Source organism: Pseudonocardia kunmingensis, assembly GCF_006716445.1.
Taxonomy (GTDB): domain Bacteria; phylum Actinomycetota; class Actinomycetes; order Mycobacteriales; family Pseudonocardiaceae; genus Pseudonocardia; species Pseudonocardia kunmingensis.
On sequence record NZ_VFPA01000001.1, the window covers coordinates 151,328 to 170,828 of the forward strand.

Here is a 19,501-nt window from a genome sequence, read left to right on the forward strand (position 1 = left end):
GACCCGCCCCGAGCGGAGGAGAGGTTCCATGAAGCTGCGCGAGACGTTCGAGGTCGACCAACCGGTCGCCACGGTCTGGAGGTTCTTCGAGCAGCCCGAGTCCGTGGCCGGGTGCATGCCCGGGGTCGAACAGCTCACCGCGGTCAGCTCGGACGACATCGAGGTCCGGGTGACCCAGAGCGTCGGGCCGATGCGCGCGACCTTCGCGGCGACGATCAAGATCGTCGAACGGGTTCCCGAGAAGCTGATCTCCTTCACCGCCACCGGCAAGAGCGTCGGCGGGGCCGTGGGCAACGTGCGCGCCACCGCGAACGTCCAGCTCGAGCCGGCCGCTCGGGGCACCCTCGTGCTGGTCGACGGGGACGTCGCGCTGGCGGGCGCGCTGGGCAGCGTGGGCCAGAAGGTCGTCGCCAAGCAGGTCGGCAAGGTCACGACCCAGTTCGCCCGCAATCTGGAAGTTGCCCTCGGGGGCGGCCCCGCAGCGGCGCCCTCGGAGCCGCGGACACCCGGCACGCTCGCGCCCTCGGGGTCGCCGTACCCGGAGTCCGTGAGCGGGACCGCCGGACGCCTCGGCATGCCCCCGCCGGAGGGACGGCCGGGCGGTGATCCCTGGGCCAAGGTGGCGGCGGCCCTCAGCGCGGTGTCGGTGGTGCTGGCCGTCGTGGCCCTGCGGCGCGGATCTCGGCCCGGAACGCGGCGAGGGCGGCGGTGACCCCGGTGCCCAGCCCCGCAACGAGTCCGGTCACCAACCCCACGGGCCTGCCCTGGACGGCACCGCAGGTGCCGGTCGACACCGAGATCGAGGCGCTGGCCGCCGATTGGGTACGGGCTTACGACCAGGTCGAACACCTGATGCGGGCACGGGACTGGCTCGTACATCTCGACCCGGCCGCGACCGTGGAGATGCGGCTCGCGGCGATGACCCACGACATCGAGCGGATGTTCCCCGGCGGCCCGAGGCTCGACCACGCCACGACGGAGTGGGACGACCCCTTCTACCTCTACCCGCACTCGCTGCGCTCCGCCGAGGCGGTCGGCGTGTGGTTGGGCGGGCTCGGCCGGGCCGCGTCCGGCGTCCGGCTGAGCGAGGTCCGCCGGCTGATCGGGCTGCACGAGGTGGGCGGGCTGCAGGGGGCGGACGCGGTGCAGGCGGGCGACTCGCTGTCGTTCCTCGAGACCCTCGCCGGGCTGACCCGCGACTGGGTGCTCTCCGGGGCCTGCCCACGGGACAAGGCGATCGCAAAGCTGCGCTACATGGCCGAGCGGGTGCATCTGCCGCAGGCCACCGAGCTCGCCGCTCCCCTGCTGGAGTGGGCGATCGACCAGTTGCCCGCGCAGGGCGCGGGATCGGAAGGGAGCCGGCGATGAGCGGTGTCACGATCCGGGGCCGCAGCGCGGTGGTCGAGGCCAACGGGCTGCGGCACCGCGTGCTGCGGTACGGCGAGCCCGGGGCGCGCGATCTGCTCGTGCTGCCGGGGATCACCAGCCCGGCCGTCACCGCCGACTTCCTGGCGGTCCGGTTCGCCGAGCTGGGCTACCGGGTGACCGTGCCCGACATCCGCGGGCGCGGCGAGAGCGACCGCGCCTCCGCCGGCGCGTACCGGATGCAGGACTACGCCGCCGACGTCGCCGGTCTGGTCGATGCGCTCGACCTGCGCGAGCCGGTGATCGTCGGACACTCCATGGGTGCGCGGATCGCCGCCGCCTACGCCGCACGGCACGCCCCCGACCGGCACGGGCTTCTCGTCCTGGTCGACCCCCCGGTCTCCGGTCCCGGCCGCGGCCCCTACCCCACCTCTCGCGAGGCGTTCCTGCAGCAGTTGCACGAGGCACAGCGGGGCACCACCGCCGACGAGGTTCGCCGCTACTACCCGCTGTGGCCCGAGCGGGAGCTGCAGCTGCGGGCCCAGGCGCTCGCTTCCTGCGACGAGACGGCCGTCTGCGAGACCCACACCGGTTTCGAGACCGAGGACTTCTTCGATCACTGGGCGGCTGTGACCCCACCCGCGGTGCTGGTCCGCGGCGCCGACAGCCCGGTCGTGCCCCCGACGGCCACCGACGACCTTCGCCGCGCCCGCCCGGACATCGAGATCCACAGCGTCCCGGGCGCCGGACACATGGTGCCGTGGGACAACCTGTCCGGCTTCCTCGACACCGTCCGTCCGCTCCTGCTCACTCACGTCCACGACACCTCACCTGCCTGATCGGAGTGATCTGATGGATCAGAACCTGTTCAACGAGATCTGCCTGCAGCAGCTCACCCTCTCCGGTGTGCACGAGGGCGAGACCGTGGCCGTGCTGACCCGCGGCGCCGACCGCGCCGAGTACGCCGACGCCTTCCTCTGGGCCGTGCAGAAACTCGGCGCCCAGGGCTTCCACCTGCGCCTGCCCTCCCCCGCCTCCGCGTCCGGCGCCTGGGCGGTCGGCGACTCCGGGCTGGCCGACAACCGGCTGGCGGTGGAGGCGCTCAAGTCCGTGGACATGGTCGTGGACTGCACGTTCCTGCTGTTCAGCCCCGAGCAGTTCGAGATCCAGGCCGCCGGCACCCGCATCCTCACCGCGGTCGAACCCGCCCCGCTACTGGCCCGGCTCATGCCCACGAAGGAACTGCGCGAACGCGTCGAGATCGGCGCCGAGCTGCTGGCCAAGGCCCAGACCATGCGGATCACCAGCCCGCACGGCACCGACGTCACCTACCGCCTCGGCGTCTACCCGACCATGAGCGAGTACGGCTACACCGACCAACCCGGACGCTGGGACCACTGGCCCGCAGCCTTCGTGTTCACCGGCGGCGCCGACGACGGCGTCGACGGGAAGATCGTCCTCGCCCCCGGCGACGTACTCCTGCCGTTCAACACCTACGTGCAGACCCCGGTGGAACTCACCATCGAGCAGGGTTTCATCCGCGACATCCGCGGAGGCCTCGACGCCGACCTGCTGTCCTCCTACATCCGCTCCTTCGACGACCCCCGCGGCTACGGCATGAGCCACGTCGGCTGGGGCCTGGACGAACGCGCGCACTGGCACGGGCTGACCCAGTTCGGCGGCGGCATGGGGATGGAACTGCGCAGCTTCTACGGCAACGTCATGTTCTCCATCGGCCCCAACAACGAGCTCGGCGGGCCGAACGACACCCCGTGCCACTTCGACATCCCCATGCGCGGCAACTCCCTCTACCTCGACGACGAGCTCATCGTCGACAACGGCGAGCTGACCGTGCCCGAGATGCGCCCGGCGGCCCGCCGATGACCGGCGCCGTCGTGGGGCGGGCGGAGCCGCTCGTCGAACTGGTCACCACCGTCAACGGTCAGCAGGTGAGCGAAAGCGTGCCGCCGCGGCTGCACGTCGCCGACTTCCTGCGCCAACGGCTGGGGCTCACGGGCACCCACGTCGGCTGCGAGCAGGGTGCCTGCGGCATGTGCACGGTGGTGGTCGACGGCGAGGCGATCAAGTCCTGCCTGATGCTGGCCTGTCAGCTCGACGGCCGGAACGTGCAGACGGTCGAGTCGCTCGCCGAGGACGACCGGCTCAACCCGCTGCAGCAGGCCTTCAGCCAGGAACACGCACTGCAGTGCGGGTTCTGCTCACCCGGGTTCCTCATGACCGCGACGGCGCTGGCGTACCAGGGCGGGCACCCGACGCGGGAGGAGATCCGCGAGGAGATCGCCGGGGTCCTCTGCCGGTGCACCGGCTACGCCACCATCGTCTCGGCCATCGAGCGCTACTTCGCCGGATCCTCCCGGCCCGACCCGGACGACGACGCCGCCGACGTGACCGAGGGGACGCGAGGCCGACGATGACCATCCTGGACCGCCCCGCCCCGGCCGGGACCGAGCGGCGGACCGGCGTGATCGGCACCTCCGTCCTCCGGAAGGAGGACGAGCGCCTGCTGCGCGGCGACGGCCGGTTCACCGCCGACGTCGAGCCGGCGCACGTGCTGCACATGGCCGTCTCCCGCTGCCCCTACCCGCACGCGCGAGTGCTGCGGGTGGACGCGGATGCGGCGCGGCGGCTGGACGGGGTTCTGCACGTCCTCGTCGGCGCGGACGTCCGAGCCGCCACCGAGCCGATGACGGTGCTCCGGCCGGTGCCGGGCGCGCCGCAGCTGCCCTACTACGCGCTGGCCCAGGGCATCGCGACGCACGAGGGCCAACCGGTGGTGAGCGTGGTGGCGACCAGCCGGCACGTGGCCGAGGACGCCCTCGAACTGGTCGACATCGAGTACGAGCCGCTGCCGCACGTCGTCGACGTGCTCGCCGCGCTCGAGCCGGACGCCCCGGTGCTGCACCCCTCTGTGCTCGACTCGAACCTGCTGGCCGCGAACTCCGACGGCAGCGGGGATCCCGAGGCGCGGATGCGTGAGGCCGCCGTCGTCGTCGAGGGCCGGTTCCGGATCAACCGGGTGACCGCCCTGCCCATGGAGACCCGGGCCGTCCTGGCCCAGTGGCGGCCCGGCGCTCGCGAGCTGACGGTGCACTGCTCGACGCAGGTGCCGCACCTGGTCCGCAAGCAGCTCGCGGAGTCGCTGCGCCTGGCCGAGGGCGACATCCGGACGATCGCCTCCGACGTCGGTGGCGGCTTCGGCCTCAAGCTCGGCGTCTTCCCGGAGGACGTGCTCGCATGCCTGCACGCGATGGCGCTGCGCCGTCCGGTCAAGTGGGTGGAGGACCGCGCCGAACACTTCCGGGCATCCACCCACGCCCGCGAGTCGGTGCACGACTACCGCATCGCAGCCGACGCCGAGGGGCGCATCCTGGCGATGACCAACGTCTACGCCACCGACATCGGCGGCTGGAACTCGCCGTTCGGGTCCGCGCAACTGTCGAGCGTGGTGTTCAACGGCCCGTACCGGGTGGAGGACGGCTACGCCGAGCGCCGGGTCACCCTCACCAACAAGACGCCGATCGGCGCCTACCGCGGCTACGGCCAGCCCGAGGTCAACTTCGCCTACGAGCGGCTGATGGACCAGCTCGCCCGCCGGCTGGACCTCGACCCGGTGGAGCTGCGGGCCAAGAACATGCTGACGCCGCAGGAGCTGCCCTGGAAGAACCCGACCGGCGCCGTGTACGACAGCGGGGACTACGAGCGCTGCCTGCGGATGGCTGCCGAGGCGATCGGATGGTCCGAGCACCGGGCCGCCGCCCCGGCGCCGCGGGCGGACGGCCGGCTCGTCGGGATCGGGTTCTCCTCCTTCGTCGAGCGCACCGGCTACGCCAGCGCCCGCTTCCTGGCCCGGCGCGGGTCGCAGTTCGGGGCGCACGAGAGCGTTACGCTGCGCGCCAACCGGTCCGGCGGGATCGACGTCTACACCGGCGTCTCCACCATGGGGCAGAGCAGCGAGACGGCCTTCGCCCAGGTGGTCAGCGACGTGTTCGGCATCGACTACGCCGCGGTGAAGGTGCACGCCGGGGATACCGGCGCCTCCCCGCTGAACACCGGCGCCTTCGCCTCTCGCACCATGATCGCGGCGGGTGGGGCGCTCAAGCAGGCCGCGGAGGTGCTGGCGGGCAAGATACTCCGGCTGGCCGCCTGGCGGCTGGAGGTCGAGGCCGCCGATCTGGAGATCGCCGGGTCGCTCGTGCGGCACCGCGAGAACCCGGACGTGCAAGTGTCGCTCGCGGAGGTGTTCGGGGTCGCCATCACCGGCCAGGGCATCCCGCCGGACGAGGAGCCGGGCCTGGAGTCCACCACCCACTTCGAGCCCTCCGACGCCGCCTACTCCTACGGCACCGCTGCGGCGCGCGTGTCGGTGGACCCGCATACCGGGGAGTTCGACGTCGAGCGGTTCGTGCTGGTGCACGACGCCGGCACCGTGGTGAACCCGCAGGTCGTCGAGGGCCAGGTGCGCGGCGCCCTCGCGCAGGGCTTCGGTGCGGCGCTCACCGAGGAGCTGAGCTACGACCCGGACACCGGCCAACTGCTCAACGGATCGATGGTCGACTACTTCCCGCCGACCGCGGCCGACCTGCCCCCGATCGAGCTCCTGCACACCGAGGTGCCCTCCCCCGTCACCCCGTTCGGGATCCGCGGGGTCGGAGAAGCAGGCACCATCCCGCCCGGTGCCGCGGTCGCGAACGCCGTCTGCGACGCGCTCGCCGACTTCGGCGTGGAACTCGACAGCCTGCCCGTCACCCCCGAGGTCATCTGGCGGGCTCTGTCCCACCGGGCGGCTCCCGAGGGACCCGACGACCACCTCGCGCCCACTCCGGGCGATCTCCCCGACGGAGGACCTGGATACTGATGACCGAGCACCGCACCCCCGAACCGGGACCCGATCTGGCAACGGAGGCCGTGGCCTGCGAGGACCAGCCCGCACCCGAGGGTCTCGACTCGTCGCGGATCGGCCTGATCGTGCCGAGTTCGAACACGACGATGGAGACCGAGCTTCCCGAGCTCTTCCGCCGGCAGAGCGAGGCCACCGGGCACCGGTACACCTTCCACTCCGCCCGCTCGGCCATGAAGCAGGTGAACCGGGAAGAGCTGCTGGTCATGGTCGACAAGGCGGCCGATTGCGCGACAGCGGTATCGGACGCCGACGTCGACGTCATCGCCTACGCCTGCCTCGTCGCGGTCATGGCGCAGGGACCCGGCGCGCACGAGAAGTCCGAGCAGGTGATCGCGGACGCCGCGCGCGCCAACGGGCACCCGGCCGACGTGGTCAGCAGCGCCGGCGCTTTGGTGCGCACGCTGCGGATGATCGGCGCCGACCGCGTCGCGATGGTGACCCCGTACATGGCGCCCCTCACCCGCATGGTCGGCGAGTACATCGAGGCCGAGGGCATCGAAGTGCTCGACGCGGTGGCCCTCGAGGTGCCCGACAACCTGACCGTCGGCCGGCTGGACCCCGCGCGGCTGCCGGAGATCGCCCGCGGTCTGCGCCGGGAGGGAGCGCAGGCCGTCGTCCTGTCGGCCTGCGTCCAGATGCCGTCGCTGCCCGCGGTGCAGCAGGTCGAGGACGAGCTGGGGCTGCCCGTCGTGACGGCCGCGACGGCAACGGCGTTCGAGGTGCTCACCGCGCTTGGCCATCGGCCTGCCATCACCGGAGCAGGTCGCCTGATGAGCTGACCCGTATCGCCCCGGGAGGCGCTGGCACGGCGGGCGCCCGGTGGAAAGCCTGTCCCGGGGTAGCAGGGTGGGACCGCCACATCGAGGAGCCCGACGTGCCGCCGTCCTACCCCCGCCGCCCGGACGCCGCCACGCCCTCCCGTGCCCGCTAGTGCGTTGACCACATACGTTCGCCGGGTTTGATCATGCGGCGGCGTGGGGCCGTCCCCAGCGCTGTTGGCGTTCGCTGCGTACCCGGGCGCGTTCGCGGCGTTGGGCCGCGAGGACGTCGGGGTGGCGGGCGTTGGCGTTGCGCCAACGCAGGTAGGCGTGCAGCTCGCGGGCCAGGACGGTGTGGTTGGGATGGTTCGAGGCGCCCATGACGAAGGTCCGCAGCGGCCCGAACTGGGCCTCCATCGGGTTGGCCCAAGAGGCGTAGGTCGGGGTGAAACACAGCTCGACCTTGTTGCGGGCCGCCCACACCCGAACCGCGGGAGTCTTGCTCGCCGACAAGTTGTCCATGATCACGTAGATCGGAGCGCCGTCGGGTCGAGCAGCCCGAATGGACTTCAGGGCGGCGAGGGTGTGGTCGCCGCCCTTGCGGCGCCGCAACATGCCCCACAGTTGGTCATCGCCGAGGCTGTAGCAGCCGTGGACGTAGCGGATGCCGTGCCTGCGGGTGTAGGTCGCCGGCAGCCGAGTTGGCTTCGACTCCGGCGCCCAGGTACTGCCGTGACACGGGCGGATGGACAGCGGCCCGAACTGGTCGAACGCGAAACAGCGGTCGAGATATCGGCTGGTCACTTCATCGATCCGGTCCAGCTTGGCGTCCTTGTCCGGGTCGCGCGACTCCTTCCAGGTCCGGGTTCGCTGAAACGACACCCCGCGCTCGCGCAGCAGTTGGCGCAGCCGCTCACGACCGATCCGCACCGGCCGGGCTGGGTGCTCGGCCAGATACGCGGCGAGCTTGCGCACGCTCCAGCGGGTGAACGGGCGCCCGAGCTTGCGCGGGCGGGTGGTGGCCGTCGCGATGATGAACGCGATGTCCTCATCGCTGATCAGGCGGGGACGGCCTCCCGCCCACTGAGGGTCCAGCGCGGCCAACCCCCGCTGGTTGAACGCGTGGATCACGTCCCGCACGGTGTCCTCATCCGCGGCGACCAGGCGGGCGATCGCGGGGACCGGGGTGCCCGACGACGACGCCATGATGATCATTGCGCGGCGGCCTCGGATCGAGCCGTGTTCGCCCCGGCGCACGATCTGGGTCAACCGCTGGCCCTCCTCATCGGTGAGCCTGCGCGCTCTGACTGGTTCTGCCATCAGACCCTCAGCCCCCGATCCCGACCCTGACGCCAGGACCGAGAGTGGGATCACCACGACTCCACGCCCGGGACGCTGCCCGGCGTGTCGCCAACCCGGTGAACGTTCGTGGTCAACGCACTAGGGGCGCACCAGTTGCGGCCGGGTGCGAGCAGCCGCGGATCTGCGGTCGGTCGACGGCGACGTCGAAGGGTCATGGATGCGTCCGGCTGGTTGGCCAGACCGCATTCACGACGGCTCACCGAGATCGAACAGATCAGTAGACAGGGCGTCAGAGAAGAACGGTATCGCGGCGCCCCTCGACGAGATGACCGGCCAACTCCACCTCTCAAGATCGGCGAGGTTCGACGATGCCACGCGCTACCGACCGGTCAGCCGCTGCGCTGCCTGGTCGAGGCGCCGTCATCGCTTCAACACTCACCATGGAGGCCGCGGGCGCGGTCAGCACGTCGCGGATCTTAGCCTAGTACTACAGCCGTAGATCGTGATCATGTTGCTGGTCGGCGGCGGTAGTGGCTGGTTCGGGCGCGGTGTTGGTGTCGGCGTCGCCAGTGGCTGCAGCGCAGGGTGTGGGTGCGTGAGCGGATCGGTTGGACGATCAGCCGGTTGATCAGTCGGGCGATCTCGTTGCAGGTCAGCGGGATGAGTCCGTCGGGTTGATGGGATCTGGTGGTGGCGGCGAACACGGCGAGTAGGGCGTGGGCGAACATGGCGATCAGAGTCCAGCGTCGCCATGAGCCCCAGCGGCGGACTTGGTGTTCGTCGAGGCCGGTGAGGGTCTTGGTGGCCTGGAAAGATTCCTCGATGCGCCAGCGGGTGCCGGCGACGCGGACCAGTTCGGTCAAGGGTGCGGGTTGGGGTGCGTAGCAGCGGTAGTAGGCCAGCTCGCCGTGCTCGGGGTGGCGGCGGATCAGTAACCAGCGGTGCCCGGGCCCGTCGTCGGGGTGCAGGGCGATGAATGCCCAGTCGTAGAAGCGTGGGCCCTTCGCCCCTGCCCCGGCCGAGTAGCGGGTCCAGCAGTGCTCGCCCAGGCTGGCGGCGACCTGGTCGACGCGCATCCGGACACCCCCTTGGGCTCCTTAGATGGCGACGCGGCGGTTGCAGCCGATGCCCAGCACATACCCGAGCTGGAAGGTTTCGAGTTGGGTGCGCAGGTCGGGGTCGATGCCGTAGACCTCGTCGCCGGTGACCCACCCTGCCGGGAGCCCGGCCGAGACCGCGTGTGTGATCATCGTGGTGGCCAGTGCGGGTTTGGTGGCGAACTCGACTTCCTCGGGCACTCCTGCCTCGGTGCGCCGGTCGGGGTCGGTGGCCCAACTGCGGGGCAGGTAGAGCTCACGGTCGATCAACGCGTGCCCGCCGCGGGAGGCGTAGGCGAGATAGACCGCGACCTGGGCGTTTTCGATCCGGCCCGCGGTGCCGGTGTATTGGCACTGCACCCCGACGGCGTGTTCGCCCTTCTTCAGATCGCCGGACTCGTCCACGATCAGCACCACGTCGGGTTCGCCGAGGTGATCGGTGACGAAGCCGCGTAGATCCGCGGCCACCCCGTCGGTGTCCCAGACCGCCCGGTTGAGCAGGTGCTGCATCGCGTTCGGGCTGACCTCCCCGGCGTGCTCGGCGATGCTCCAGCAGGTCTTACGCGGCAGCTCTGCCGCCATCCCGCGCAGGAACCACGCGAACCGTTGACGGGTCTCAACGCGCGGGAAGCGGTCCGCGATCAGGTCGAGGAGTTGACCTTCCAGCGCCGACCACAGACCGGCCTCTACGCTGTGGCCCGCGGCCACCGCGTGATCTTCTGACGTCCACACAACTGATGATCATCACGCGGTGGCCGTCCAGGTTCCCGGGCGGCCACCGCCAAGATCACGAAGTCGTAGGGTCGGGGACTGGCGCGGTGGCGTTTGTCCGACGGTAGGTCTTGGCGCTTCCACCGAGAGTTTCCTCGCGGTAGCTTTCGCTGTAACCTTGGTCGACGCTCCGTTTCCAGTCCCCGCCCGTCAAACCGTGCATGCGGTTCTCCCGCACACGGCTTACCGACGTTCTTCACCTGCGGCGTTCGGCTTTCCAGGCGCGCATTGGCCTGGGCGGGACGACAATCCCATCGAGACTGATCAGACCCAGGTGATTCGAAGAACGCAACACCTGGACCATGCCCCATCCCCAGGCTCGGCGTCGGTTGCCACGTTTCGACAACCACAGCGCCAGCCGGCGCAGGGCATAGTTCCTGATCTGGCCGAGCAGGAGGGCCGAGTTCCCATAACGGAAATACCCGGCCCAGCCGCGGAGGAACAGGTTCAGCTCATCCACGATCTGCTCGACCGGCACCAACAGCCGGGACCGGCCGGTGATCGACCGGATCCGGTCTCGGGCGTGCCGGACCGCCTTGCGTGCGGGCCAACGGGCGGGGAAGGTCAGATGCGCCGACCGGGGAGTCCGCCCACGCACCAGCCGGTTGTGGAAACCGAGGAAGTCCAGCCCCTCGCCTCCTTCGACCAGCGCCACGATGCGGGTCTTGGCCAGCTTCGGTTCCAGCCCGAGCTCGCCCAACAGCACCGTCAACCGCGCCAGCGCGGCTTCGGCCTGTTCCCGTGAACGGCACATCACAACGGCGTCGTCGGTGTAGCGCACCAGCACCCCGTACTCGCCTGCTGACCAGGACCGATCGATCTGGTGCAGATAGACGTTCGCCAGCAACGGCGAGACCACGCCGCCCTGAGGGGTGCCGGTGACCGGCCGACGGACCCGGCCGTCCTGCATCACCCCGGCGCGCAACATCACGCGCAGAAGCCGCAGCACGCCCTAGTCACAGACGCGTTCCTCGACCGCTCGCATCAACTCCTCGTGCGGAATCGCCCCAAAACAGTCGGCGATGTCCGTCTCCACCACCCACCGCCTGCCCCGCCAGGACTCATCGATCAAGACCTGCAGGGCGTCGTGCGCCGAGCACCTCGGGCGGAACCCAAAGCTGCACGGCAGAAAGTCAGCCTCGAAGATCGGCTCGAGCACGGTCTTCAACGCCGCCTGCACGATGCGGTCACGGACCGAAGGGATCGACAACGGACGCTGCTCGACCGTGCCGGGCTTCGGGATGAACACCCGCCGCGCCGACAACGACCGCCACCGTCCGTTCCTCAGGTCCTCGGCCAACTCGCCGAGGAGCCGACTGACGCCGTACTCCTCGGCATCAGCCAGGGTGATCTTGTCAATGCCCGGCGCACCGTCATTCCGGCGCACCGTAACCCACGCTCGCCACAGGACGTCTCTGCGATAGACCTTGTCCCGCAGCGCGTGAAACCGTCGTCCCGGATCAGCCTTGGCCGACCGGCAAAGCGCATGCTGCAAGGCACGGACCGAATCCAGTTTCACAGATCCCGCGGCGGTGAAACTAGCCTTATCGGCACTCACCGGGCCCCCTCCCTACAGAACTACGCATGAACGAAGTAGCGGCCCTTCCCTCACCGGCGGTTGTGCTGTCCGCACAGCTCGATCAGTACTACGGCAGCCTCCGACTCCCTCCCGGCACCCGATCCACTTCCCGGCTCCACACCGGTTATAGGACGGGCCGTCCACGCCGATCGCAGGGCGCTTCGGCCGGGGAGGGTCTCTCCAGTTCCCGCCGTCACCATCTCAACGTTCCGCGCCCCATACGCCGAGAAGTCCTTCGCGGCTGCGCTTCCAGGCTCTTCACCGCTTCCATGGCCTTCACCGTGAACCGCTCGGCTCGGCTCTCCCTCAATGTCTAACGACGCGGCAGGCTTCGCTACCCGCTACGGACCGCTGATTCGCTTCCCCTACAAGGGCTTTCGACGCTGGGCTTCGGCCCGACCCGTTTCCAGACCAGACCGCCAGCCTGCTACCGGGCCTCCTGGCAGCTACCCGGACCGGACTCACACCGGCAGGCGACAACGAGCTTCAAACCAAGGCACGACCTCGCGGACGCCGATCTCGGCCGTCAGACGGCGATCTCCGACTCGGCAAGCCCGCGTGCGCTGACCGTCAGCCGCCTTGGACCAGCGGGAGCACCTCCTTGACCAGCAGGTCGAGCTGCCTGCGCCAGTCCCACGACGTGATCCGCAGGGTGACCTCGGTGGCGCCGTCGGCGTAGAGCTGCCGGATGTCGGCGGCCGCCTGCTCGGGAGTGCCTGCGGCCGTCCAGTTCCGGACGGCCTCCGGGCCGAAGACCGGCCCGTAGTACTCCCGCATGAAGCGGTAGCTCTCGTCGTAGGCCGCCTCGCGGTCCGGGTCCAGGTTGAGGTTGTGGTACGCGGAGACGCCGAACGCGTCGGGGTCCCGCCCCTCCTCCACCAGGAACTCCTTGATCGCCGGGAGGTTGACGGTCAGGTGCTCCGGCGTCTTGCGGGTGGTCATCCAGCCGTCGGCGACCCGCGCCACGCGGTGCAGCGCACGGGTGGCGAGCGGCTGCGGCACGGGGTTGGACGCGATGTAGATCGGCGGTGGCGACTGCACGGGCCGGGGCAGCACGGTGACGTTCTCGAACGAGGTGTAGCGACCGGAGAAGGTCACGTCGTCCTCCGCCCACAGGCGGCGGACGATCTCCATGTTCTCCTCCATGCGCGCGGCGCGGGAGGCGTCGGCGACGCCGTAGACCGCGCCCTCGCGCGCCGACGCGTCGTTCGGCTTCACGATCCCGGTGCACACCGCGAGCAGCATGCGCCCGTTCGAGAGCTGGTCGAGCGTGGCCCACTGGTCGGCGAACAGCACCGGGTCGCGCACCGGGAACGTGGCGAGGCAGCCCACGGCCAGCGTGACGTTCCGGGTGACCGCGGCGAGCGACCCGAACAGCGCCACCGCCTCCGGCCGGGGCTTGGCCAGCAGGCTGTCGCCGATCCAGACCGAGTCGAACAGCCCGGTCTCGTCGGCCCAGTGGCCAGTCTCGACGAGCTCGGACAGGCTCAGCACGTCGAAGAAGGTGCCGCGCTGCGGGAGCGCCAGCCCGATCGTCCGCTTGGTCATCCGGAGTCCTTCCGCGGTCAGAGGGTGATGCGGCCGTGGGGGGTGTCGAGCACCGCTTCCAGGCCGGGCGGCCCGGTCGTGACGTCCAGCTGCACGTCGAGGGCGGCCAGGGCGCTCTCGACGGCGGGCGGGTCGGGGTGGCGCCCGACGAGCGACACCAGCCGCAGCTGCGGCAGGCCGTCGGCGGTGGGGTGGCGGGCGTCCTGCCAGTCGATGAGCGCGGGTGCGAGCCCGCCGAACCGGTCGCCGCGGTTGGGGGTCAGGCGCCACTCGAGCAGACGCCCGTCCGGTGTGCGGCGCGACAGCGCCGCGATGTCCCCCGGGTCGTAGCCGCCGTCGCGCGCCCGCTGCACGGTGGCGTCGAGGTCGTCCGGGCGCACGACCCAGGCCGCCAGCCGCGACGCGGTCAGCCGGTCGATCCCGAAGACCTCGGGCAGGGGCCGCACCGCGGGGTCGTCCGGCCCGATCAGCTCCAGGTACGCGTTCCCGCCGAGACCGACGAGGTGGTTGCGGGTGCCGCGGCCGACGTGGCGGCCGCCGAGCACGGGCGCCACGCCGGTGCGCTCGGTGAACTCGGCGACGAGCGCGTCGAGGTCGGGGCCGGCGTGCACGAGGTGGTCCAGGCGCGGCTCGATCACCTCGCCACCTCCGCCGGGGTCCCGCCCCACCGGCGGACGACGCCGACGTCGAGGTCGAAGAGGTCGAGCACGCGCCCGACGGTGTGGTCCACCATCTCCTCCAGGCTCGTCGGGCGGGCGTAGAACGCGGGCACGGGCGGTGCGATCACCGCGCCGAGCTCCGTCAGCTCCGCCATGGTGCGCAGGTGGTTGCGGTGCAGCGGGGTCTCCCGGAGCATCAGCACGAGCCGGCGCCGCTCCTTGAGCACGACGTCCGCGGCGCGGGCGAGCAGGCTCGTCGTCACGCCCGAGGCGATCTCGGACATCGACTTCACCGAGCACGGCGCCACGACCATCCCCAACGTCCGGAACGAGCCGCTGGAGATCGGCGCACCGAGGTCGGTGTTGGAGTGGCACACGTCGGCGAGGGCGGTGAGGTCGCCGAGCGGCATGTCGGTCTCGTAGGCCAGCGTCATGCGCGCCGACTTGGTGACGACGAGGTGGGTCTGCACCGGCGTGGGGCGCAGCAGCTCCAGCAGCCGCACGCCGTAGGCGACGCCGGAGGCCCCGGAGATCCCGACGACCAGGCGGGGCTCAGCCACGGGCCACCTCCGCCCAGCCGGCCGGGGCGGGCGCGGTGAGCGCGTCGAGGTCGAGCTCCCGCTCGCCGGGCACGGCGATCCGCGTGAACTTCATCGGTGGCGCGTCCACCGGCACCGTGGCGTCCAGCCCCATCTTGGCGCCGACCCCGTCGTCGGTGGACGGGTCGAGCTTCGAACCCTGGCTGCCGCCGACCACCACGAGGTCGCGGTCGGCCTGGAACCGCGTGGCGACGGCCCACTCGACCTCGGTGGGGTCGTGCACGTCGACGTCGGTGTCGACCACCGTGACGTGCTTGATGTCGTAGTGCGTGCCGAGCGCGCCGAGGACGACGTTCTTCGCCTCGCCCGGTGCGGGCCGCTCCACCTGGACGTAGAGGTGGTAGCGGCAGGTGCCGCCGCGGGACAGGTGGATGTCGCGCACGCAGGGGAAGCTGCGGCGCAGGCTCGCCAGGAACGAGGCCTCGCGCGGGATGCCACCGAGCAGCAGGTGCTCCAGCCCGCCGCCGACGATCGTGTGGAACAGCGGCGACTCGCGCGTCGTGATCGCGTCGATCTCGATGACGTGCCGCTCCGCGCGCGGCCCGTAGTACTGCGGGAACTCGCCGAACGGCCCCTCGGGCTCGCGGACCTGTGCGAGCAGCCGTCCCTCGAGGACGATCTCGGCGTCGGCGGGCACGCGCACCTCGTTGGTGACGCAGCGGACGACGGGCAGCGGCTCGCCGCGCAGCGCGCCGGAGATCTCCAGCTCGTCGTGGTCGATGGGGACGATGGCCTGCGACGCCATCAGCGTGAGCGGGTCGACGCCGATCACGATCGCGATCTCCAGGTCGGCTCCCTCGGCCTCCTGCGCCTGGAAGAACGCGAGGGTGTGGCGGGGCAGCAGCAGCGCGCCGAGCCGGTCGGGCCCGCTCACCTGCAGGCGGTGGATCGACACGTTCTGCACCCCGGTGCCGGGCCGGCGCGCGATCAGCAGGCCCGCCGTGATGTAGGCGCCGTGGTCGTGCTCGTTGTGGGTGGGGATCGGCAGCATCGTGGTCAGGTCGACGTCGGAGCGGACGACCTCCTGGCACGGCGCGGTCTCGACCTCCCGGCTGGGCACGGGCTCCAGGCACGCGCTGCGGTAGCGCTCGAGCAGCCCGTCCGGCGGCACACCCATGGCCTCGGCCATCCACGCGCGGTCCGACAGCAGCCCGGACACGACGGGGACCGGATGCCCGCCCGGGCGCGGGAACAGGGAGGCGCTGCGGCCGTCGAGGCGGTTGGCGACGCCGGCGACGCCGAAGCGCAGGTCGACGTCCGGTTGCGCGACGGCGAGCCGGCCGCGGGACTGCAGGTGGTCCAGCCAGCCGCGCAGCGACGAGCCCACGGGCGGGGTCATGCGGTCTGCTCCTTCACGAGGGGTTCCTGCGGGGTTCCGCGGCGCTTCCCGAGCAGGTGCACCACCGTCATGATCACCAGCGGGCAGGCGACGGCGACGTAGGCGTTGTCGATGCCGAACGGGTCGCCGGCGAGGAACCACCCGGTCGTCGCCACCAGCGCGGCGAGGATGGACACGACCGCGCCGCGGCTGCTGCCGTAGGTGGGCCGGTAGAACATCAGCACGATCAGCACGGCCAGCGCCGCGCGCAGCGACTTGGCCAGGAACGTCACGGCGAGCACGTCCGAGGCGAACAGCGCGAGCGCGATCGGCACGACCCCGGCCCCGAACGTCGCCACCCGCAGGAACACGACGTCCTTGCGGTCGTCGCCGTCGCGGTTGAAGAACGGCCGGTAGAAGTCCTTGAGCAGGAGCGTCGCCGAGCCGATGATCAGCGCCGCGATGCTGCCGAGGATCGCCCCGACCAGCCCGCACATGACGATCGCGGTCACCAACGGGTGCACGTCGACGGCGAGCGTCGGGAGCGCGTCGAGGGAGTCGATGCCCGGGTACAGGGCGGCGGCGACCATCCCGACCACGGCCGCGAGGATGCCGAACGGCACGAGCATCAGCGCCGAGTAGAAGCCGGCCCGCTGGGCGCGGCCGGGGTCGGCGACGGTCGTGACGGCCTGCACCACGTACTGGGTCGCGAAGATCGCCCCGACGCCGGCGATGAGCCAGGCGAAGATCTGGCCCCAGCCGACGCCGTCGACCGAGAAGTTCTCCGCCGGCAGCGCCGCCCGCAGCTCGCCGAGCCCGCCCACGCGGGTCACGCCGATCACGGCGAGCAGGCCCACCGCGGCCAGCTTCAGCACCGCGTGCAGCACGTTCGTGTAGACCACCGAGCGCATCCCGCCGATCACCACGTACACCGTGGCGAGCACGCCGACGACGACGATGGCCAGGTCCCGGTCGATGCCCAGCAGGCTCGACAGCATCGCCCCGCCGCTGGCGTAGATGGCGACGGCGACGATGAGCAGGGCGCAGGTCATGATCACCGAAGTTGCGGTGCGGACGCCCTCGCCGTAGGTGCTGGCCAGCGCGCCGGAGATCGTGTTCTCCCCCAGCGCCTTGTACCTGCGCGCCACGAAGAGCGAGAACAGGACGAAGCCGATCGCGAGGGCGACGACGTTCCAGGCCGCGGAGATGCCGACGTCGTAGGCCTCCTGCGCGGTGCCGAGCGTCGCCGACGTCCCGATGAACTCCGACATCAGCAGGAACCCGATCAGCACCGCCGGGAACACCCGGCCGCCGTTGGCCAAGCCCTCCGAGGTCCGCGACGAGCGCCGCACGACGTAGCTGATGCCGGCGAGCACCACCATGTAGGCCACGACGGCGAGCAGGACCACCCACGCGCTGGTCACGTGAACACCCCGCCCCCGTCGACGACGAGCGTCTGGCCCGTCACGAAACCGGCCTCCGCGGAGGCCAGGAACAGCACGGCGCCGACGAGGTCGTCGGGCGCCATCTCCCGGCCGAGTGCGCGCCCGCGGGCGGCGGTCGCGATGTAGTCGTCTGTGTTGAGCGTGCGGCTGGCCTCGTCGCTGACGAGGCCGGGCGCCACCGCGTTGACGGTGATGCCGTGCGCGCCGAGCTCCCGGGCGGCGGCCCGGGTGAGCCCGTCCACCGCCGCCTTGGAGGCGACGTAGTGCGCGAACCCCGGGGCACCCATCCTGGCCACCGTGGACGAGATGTTGACGATCCGCCCGCCGTCGGCGGCGCGCATCGCCGGCACGACCGCGCGGATGCCCTGCCACGAGCCGCGGACGTTGACCCGCAGCACGGTGTCCCAGTCCTCGGTGGTGAGCTCGGTCAGCGGGCGCTTGCTCGCGAGCCCCTGGTAGACGGCGGCGTTGTTCACCAGGACATCCACGCCGCCGAACTCGGCGCGCGCGGCCTCGACGACCGCCGCCCAGTCGTCGTCGGAGGTGATGTCGCCGGGGACGAACACCGCACGCCCCGCCGATGCCGTGCTCGCCTTCTCCGCCAGCGCCGTCCCGGCCCCGGTGGCCGCGGCGACGTCCGTGGCGAGGACGTTCGCGCCGGACGCGGTGAAGGCGTGCACGTAGCGGCCGCCGATCCCGCCCGCCGCGCCGGTGACGACGACGGTCCTGCCGTCGGCTCCCATGTCTCAGGCCTCCTTCGGAGTGGTCGGGGCAGTGGTCGGGGCAGTGGTCGGTGCAGTGGCCGGAGCGGTGGTCGGCGCGAGCGCCGCCTCCTCCCCGTCGCGGTCCAGGCCACCGCGGGTCTCCGGCGAGAGCACCGCGCCGACCAGGAACAGCGCGACGCTGGCGGCCAGGAAGACCGAGAGCCGGCTGGGGATGTCGGCCAGGTGGGGCTGGCCAGGCTGACGAACGTGGTCATGAGGCCGCCGATCGCGAACCCGCCGTTCCAGACCAGCGCGGTCGCCGTCGCCCGCAGGCGGGTGGGGAACCGCTCGTTGAGGTAGATCGGCACCACGGCGTACGAGGCGTTGGCGAGCACCGTCAGCAGCAGCCCGTAGCCGAGCAGGGCCCCGGTGTCGGTGGGTCCGTAGCCGGCCATCGCCAGCGCGAGCAGCGGCAGCGCGACGATGTTGACCGCGCCCGCGACGAGGCAGATCGGCCGACGCCCGTACTTCTCCGACAGGTGCCCGGCGAGCAGCGCGGCCGGCAGGATCGCGAGGCTCGTCCACACGAGCAGCAGGCCCCGGGGCCCGGGCGGCACCTCGTTGATGCTGGCGTAGAACGTCGGCAGGTACCCGGACGTGAGGTAGTACTGGGCGCCGCCGCCGACCACCAGCGCGAGGCTGGTGAGCAGCGTGCGCCGCCGCTCGGGCGCGAACAGGTCGGCGGCCCGCGCCGGCGCGGCCTGCGGCTCCTGCTTCGCGGCCTTCCAGACCGGCGACTCCTCGACCACGCGGAACAGCAGCAGGCTCAGCAGCGAGGCGGCCAGGCCACTGAGGAACATGACCCGCCAGCCCCACACCGCGAACTGCTCGCCCGGGAAGGCCGCGGACACGGCGAGGAACACCAGCGACGCGATCACCGCGCCGATCGCCGCGCCGCCGCCGGCGACCAGCCCGGAGACCATGCCGCGCCAGCGCGGCGAGACGGTCTCGGTGCCGAGCGTATGGGTGGACGCGACGACCCCGCCGACCAGCAGCCCCTGCACGAGACGCAGGAGGATGAAGACGATCGGGGCGAGGACGCCGATGTCGGCGTAGGTGGGCAGGAGCCCCATCACCGACGTCGCGACGCCGACGCCGCCGACCGTGACGATGAGGGTGCGGCGCCGGCCGTGGCGGTCGGCGTAGCGCCCGAACACGCCGCCGCCGAGCGGGCGCATCACCAGGCTCACCCCGAACGAGGCGAACGTGGCCGCGAGCGTGAGCGTCGGGCTCGACGACGGGAAGAACAGCGGCCCGACGGTCGAGGCGACGTAGAGGAGGATGAACAGGTCGAACAGGTCGAAGCCGAAGCCGACGACGGAGGCGCCGCCCGCCGTGATCATCTGGCGCCGCGTCGGTGCGGCAGGGGTGCTGG

General features: G+C 71.4%; 15 protein-coding genes and 3 pseudogenes. 7 read left to right on the forward strand and 11 right to left on the reverse strand.

Annotated elements, in window-relative coordinates; translation table 11 throughout:
• Window positions 1-28 precede the first annotated feature (28 nt).
• Genes FB558_RS00685 through FB558_RS00715 form a run of 7 tightly spaced genes read left to right on the forward strand, consistent with a single transcriptional unit; the run spans window position 29 to window position 7,065 of the window.
• Window positions 29-712 carry an SRPBCC family protein gene (locus tag FB558_RS00685; protein WP_142047122.1) on the forward strand — a complete coding sequence of 228 codons (684 nt, stop codon included), beginning with the start codon at window positions 29-31 and terminating at the stop codon, window positions 710-712.
• Between the two features lie 5 nt (window positions 713-717).
• Window positions 718-1,368, forward strand: coding sequence for a hypothetical protein (locus tag FB558_RS00690; RefSeq protein WP_142047124.1), 651 nt, complete (start codon window positions 718-720; stop codon window positions 1,366-1,368).
• The gene (locus FB558_RS00695; RefSeq protein WP_170231140.1) at window positions 1,365-2,204 is read left to right on the forward strand and encodes an alpha/beta fold hydrolase; all 840 of its coding nucleotides are present in this window, start codon (window positions 1,365-1,367) and stop codon (window positions 2,202-2,204) included. The genes FB558_RS00690 and FB558_RS00695 overlap by 4 nt, the downstream gene beginning before the upstream one ends.
• 13 nt (window positions 2,205-2,217) lie before the next feature.
• On the forward strand, window positions 2,218-3,249 hold the full coding sequence (locus FB558_RS00700; protein WP_142047126.1) for a 2,5-dihydroxypyridine 5,6-dioxygenase NicX family protein: 1,032 nt from the start codon (window positions 2,218-2,220) through the stop codon (window positions 3,247-3,249).
• Window positions 3,246-3,800 carry a (2Fe-2S)-binding protein gene (locus FB558_RS00705; RefSeq protein WP_142047128.1) on the forward strand — a complete coding sequence of 185 codons (555 nt, stop codon included), beginning with the start codon at window positions 3,246-3,248 and terminating at the stop codon, window positions 3,798-3,800. Before FB558_RS00700 ends, FB558_RS00705 begins: the two co-directional genes overlap by 4 nt.
• Window positions 3,797-6,241: a xanthine dehydrogenase family protein molybdopterin-binding subunit gene (locus tag FB558_RS00710; protein ID WP_142047130.1), complete on the forward strand. Its 2,445-nt coding sequence runs from the start codon at window positions 3,797-3,799 to the stop codon at window positions 6,239-6,241. Before FB558_RS00705 ends, FB558_RS00710 begins: the two co-directional genes overlap by 4 nt.
• A complete protein-coding gene (locus FB558_RS00715; RefSeq protein ID WP_142047132.1) occupies window positions 6,241-7,065 on the forward strand; it encodes a maleate cis-trans isomerase family protein in 825 nt (274 codons plus the stop codon). Before FB558_RS00710 ends, FB558_RS00715 begins: the two co-directional genes overlap by 1 nt.
• Before the next feature lie 183 nt (window positions 7,066-7,248).
• Here the strand turns inward: FB558_RS00715 and FB558_RS00720 are convergent, their stop codons facing one another.
• The 11 genes and pseudogenes from FB558_RS00720 to FB558_RS00765 form a co-directional block, all read right to left on the reverse strand.
• Window positions 7,249-8,313, reverse strand: coding sequence for an IS630 family transposase (locus tag FB558_RS00720; RefSeq protein WP_246106185.1), 1,065 nt, complete (start codon window positions 8,311-8,313; stop codon window positions 7,249-7,251).
• Window positions 8,314-8,852: 539 nt separating this feature from the next.
• Window positions 8,853-10,109 (reverse strand): annotated as a pseudogene (locus FB558_RS00725) (IS701 family transposase).
• Window positions 10,110-10,410: 301 nt separating this feature from the next.
• Complete coding sequence (locus FB558_RS44295; protein ID WP_281288607.1) at window positions 10,411-10,812, reverse strand: group II intron maturase-specific domain-containing protein; 402 nt, start codon at window positions 10,810-10,812, stop codon at window positions 10,411-10,413.
• A 21-nt stretch (window positions 10,813-10,833) separates the two neighbouring features.
• Window positions 10,834-11,772, reverse strand: a pseudogene (gene ltrA, locus FB558_RS44300) (group II intron reverse transcriptase/maturase); the annotation flags it as partial.
• A 591-nt stretch (window positions 11,773-12,363) separates the two neighbouring features.
• Window positions 12,364-13,341, reverse strand: coding sequence for an LLM class flavin-dependent oxidoreductase (locus tag FB558_RS00735; RefSeq protein ID WP_142047136.1), 978 nt, complete (start codon window positions 13,339-13,341; stop codon window positions 12,364-12,366).
• Window positions 13,342-13,358: 17 nt separating this feature from the next.
• Complete coding sequence (locus FB558_RS00740; RefSeq protein ID WP_142047138.1) at window positions 13,359-13,979, reverse strand: VOC family protein; 621 nt, start codon at window positions 13,977-13,979, stop codon at window positions 13,359-13,361.
• Entirely contained in the window at window positions 13,976-14,560 is a 585-nt protein-coding gene (locus tag FB558_RS00745) for a UbiX family flavin prenyltransferase (protein WP_211365939.1), read from the reverse strand. Before FB558_RS00745 ends, FB558_RS00740 begins: the two co-directional genes overlap by 4 nt.
• Entirely contained in the window at window positions 14,553-15,938 is a 1,386-nt protein-coding gene (locus FB558_RS00750) for a UbiD family decarboxylase (protein WP_142047141.1), read from the reverse strand. Before FB558_RS00750 ends, FB558_RS00745 begins: the two co-directional genes overlap by 8 nt.
• Window positions 15,935-17,341 carry a sodium:solute symporter family protein gene (locus tag FB558_RS00755; protein WP_142047143.1) on the reverse strand — a complete coding sequence of 469 codons (1,407 nt, stop codon included), beginning with the start codon at window positions 17,339-17,341 and terminating at the stop codon, window positions 15,935-15,937. Before FB558_RS00755 ends, FB558_RS00750 begins: the two co-directional genes overlap by 4 nt.
• Window positions 17,338-18,105: an SDR family NAD(P)-dependent oxidoreductase gene (locus tag FB558_RS00760; RefSeq protein ID WP_142047145.1), complete on the reverse strand. Its 768-nt coding sequence runs from the start codon at window positions 18,103-18,105 to the stop codon at window positions 17,338-17,340. Before FB558_RS00760 ends, FB558_RS00755 begins: the two co-directional genes overlap by 4 nt.
• Window positions 18,106-18,377: 272 nt before the next feature.
• A pseudogene (locus FB558_RS00765) lies at window positions 18,378-19,469 on the reverse strand (MFS transporter); the annotation flags it as partial.
• Between the last annotated feature and the right edge of the window lie 32 nt (window positions 19,470-19,501).